Origin of the sequence: Geminocystis sp. CENA526, from assembly GCF_050753365.1 — a bacterium.
Classification (GTDB): domain Bacteria; phylum Cyanobacteriota; class Cyanobacteriia; order Cyanobacteriales; family Cyanobacteriaceae; genus Geminocystis.
This window is the reverse complement of record NZ_JBLZFY010000226.1, coordinates 1-2263: the sequence shown is the minus strand read 5'-3', so window position 1 is coordinate 2263 and position 2263 is coordinate 1. Positions and strand designations below refer to the sequence as shown.

The window sequence follows — 2263 nt, the reverse complement described above, 5'->3', positions numbered from 1 at the left end:
AAACAGAACAAAACAAAACTCAGTATTTTTACTTGATAAGTTAGGAGATTTGTTTATATTTTTCTTATAATACTAGATGACGTGCGGAATGTGGGTTATAATCTATTAATATCTTTGTTTGAGCCGATTACCACCATTGATAACCCCTGAGTCAACACATATTGAGGGGGAGGGTTAATCAAAAATTTGTCATCATTGCCTACGGCTAAGACGTTTAAACCATATTGACTACGCAATTTCACTTCCGCAAGGGTTTTACCGTCAAATTCGGGGGGAATAGATACCTCTACTATACTATTATCAGGGTCTAATTCAAATCGATCGAGAATACCGGGCTTAGTTAAAGTATAAGCTAATTCACAACCTGCATCAAATTCAGGATAAACTACTAAATCTGCACCCACCTTTTTTAATAATTTCCCGTGGGTTTCCGAGGATGCCTTGGCAACAATATATTTAACTCCAGCTTCCTTAACATTGAGAGTGGTAATAATACTTTCTTCTAAATAGTTACCAATGGCAATAATGACGGTATCCAATTCAAAAATACCCGCTTCTTTTAAAGCGCTCACTTCTGTAGAATCAAGACGAATAGCATTAGTAGCGATTTTATCTGTTAAGGCTTGGGCAACTAATTTCTCATCCATATCTGCCCCCAAAACATCATGCCCCATATTATAAAGGGTTTGTGACACTGCCCTCCCAAATCGACCCAAACCAATAACGGCAAATTGACGAGTACTTTTTCTAAGACTATTTAAGAATTTTAACGAACCGAGATCTAAACTAAAAAAATTTTTAAATCTTTGTTGAGGATTATTTGAAAGGGGATTATTATGGGTAGTCATATAAACTTTAACCTACTAACAAATTTTCTTGAGGATAATGGATGCGACTGGGGCGAGGATCTCCTACAATAGCTCCCATAAATAATAATACTCCTACTCGTCCTAAATACATCGTAAAAACTAAGGTTAATTTTCCTAACATGGATAAACTGCCTGTAATGCCTGTGGATAAACCTACGGTAGCAAAAGCAGATACCACCTCAAAAAGTATAGCAATAAATTCAAACCCCGGATCAACTAAAGACATAATCAGGGTAATGGTGACAACGGTGACACCTGAACCAAATACCACAGCCATAGCTTTTAAGGTTAAAGATACGGGAACTTCTCTTTTATACATTACTACTTTTTCTTGCCCTCTTAATACGGCTCTAGTACTGTTTAATAAAATACTTAGAGTAGTAGTTTTAATACCCCCTCCCGTACCACTAGGACTTGCTCCCACAAACATTAAGCCGATACTAACGAATAATCCTGCGATACTCATTTGACTAATATCAATGGTGTTAAATCCTGCTGTTCGGGTAGAAACAGACTGAAACCAAGAGGCAATTAATTTTTCTGACAGGGATAAATTATCGAAGGTGTTAGAGTTATGGGATTCGGTAAGAAAAAATGCGATCGAACCCAAGACTAACAAAATAGCAGTAGTTCGGATTACCACTTTAAAGTTAAGGGATAAATCAAATTTATGATGAGCATGACGATTAAACTTATCTATAATCCACAAAAAACATTCTATAATTACTTGATAACCAATCCCCCCGCCAATAATTAACACAGTGATAATTAAGTTAAGCGGTATAGAGGTTTTATAACCCATTAAACTATCTTCAAAAAGGCTAAATCCTGCGTTATTCCAAGCACTGATAGCATGAAAAATCCCTAACCATACACCTTGAAAAAATCCATAATCTTGGATAAATATGGTGGATAGTGCAAAAGCAGCGATCGATTCTAAAATTAAGGTAGTGGCAAATACAGATATAATTAAATTACGACTACCCTGTAAAAAGGGTCGATCGAAAGATTCCTTCATCGCCAGTTTTTGACGAAAATCGAACTTTTTGCCCATGAGGAGAATTAAAAAAGTGGTGGTAATCATGTAGCCCAATCCGCCCACTTGAATTAAGCATAAAAGGAAAAATTCTCCCCAAGAGGAAAAATAAGTACCCGTATCCACCACAATCAACCCCGTCACGCACACAGCAGAAGTAGAGGTAAATAAAGAGGTAACAAAATCTCCCCATTCTCCTGTTTCCGTAGAAAAAGGCATCATTAATAATAATGTACCAACTGCAATTACAGCAATAAAACCCAGACAAATAGTTCGAGCAATAGTCATTTTAATAAATAATAGGGGGTTGCCTCATGGGCTTTTGATGAAGGAATGGAGGGGGGGAGGGGGAAGAGGG

Annotated in this window: 2 protein-coding genes; both read right to left on the bottom strand. The window is 36.9% G+C overall.

Annotation, left to right across the window (positions count from 1 at the left end; translation table 11 throughout):
- Positions 1-95: 95 nt before the first annotated feature.
- Positions 96-848 (bottom strand): potassium channel family protein, encoded by a 753-nt coding sequence (locus tag ACN4EE_RS22920; RefSeq protein WP_431708827.1) that lies wholly within the window; start codon positions 846-848, stop codon positions 96-98.
- A gap of 7 nt (positions 849-855) precedes the next feature.
- Entirely contained in the window at positions 856-2193 is a 1338-nt protein-coding gene (locus ACN4EE_RS22915) for a TrkH family potassium uptake protein (RefSeq protein WP_431708826.1), read from the bottom strand.
- Positions 2194-2263 lie beyond the last annotated feature (70 nt).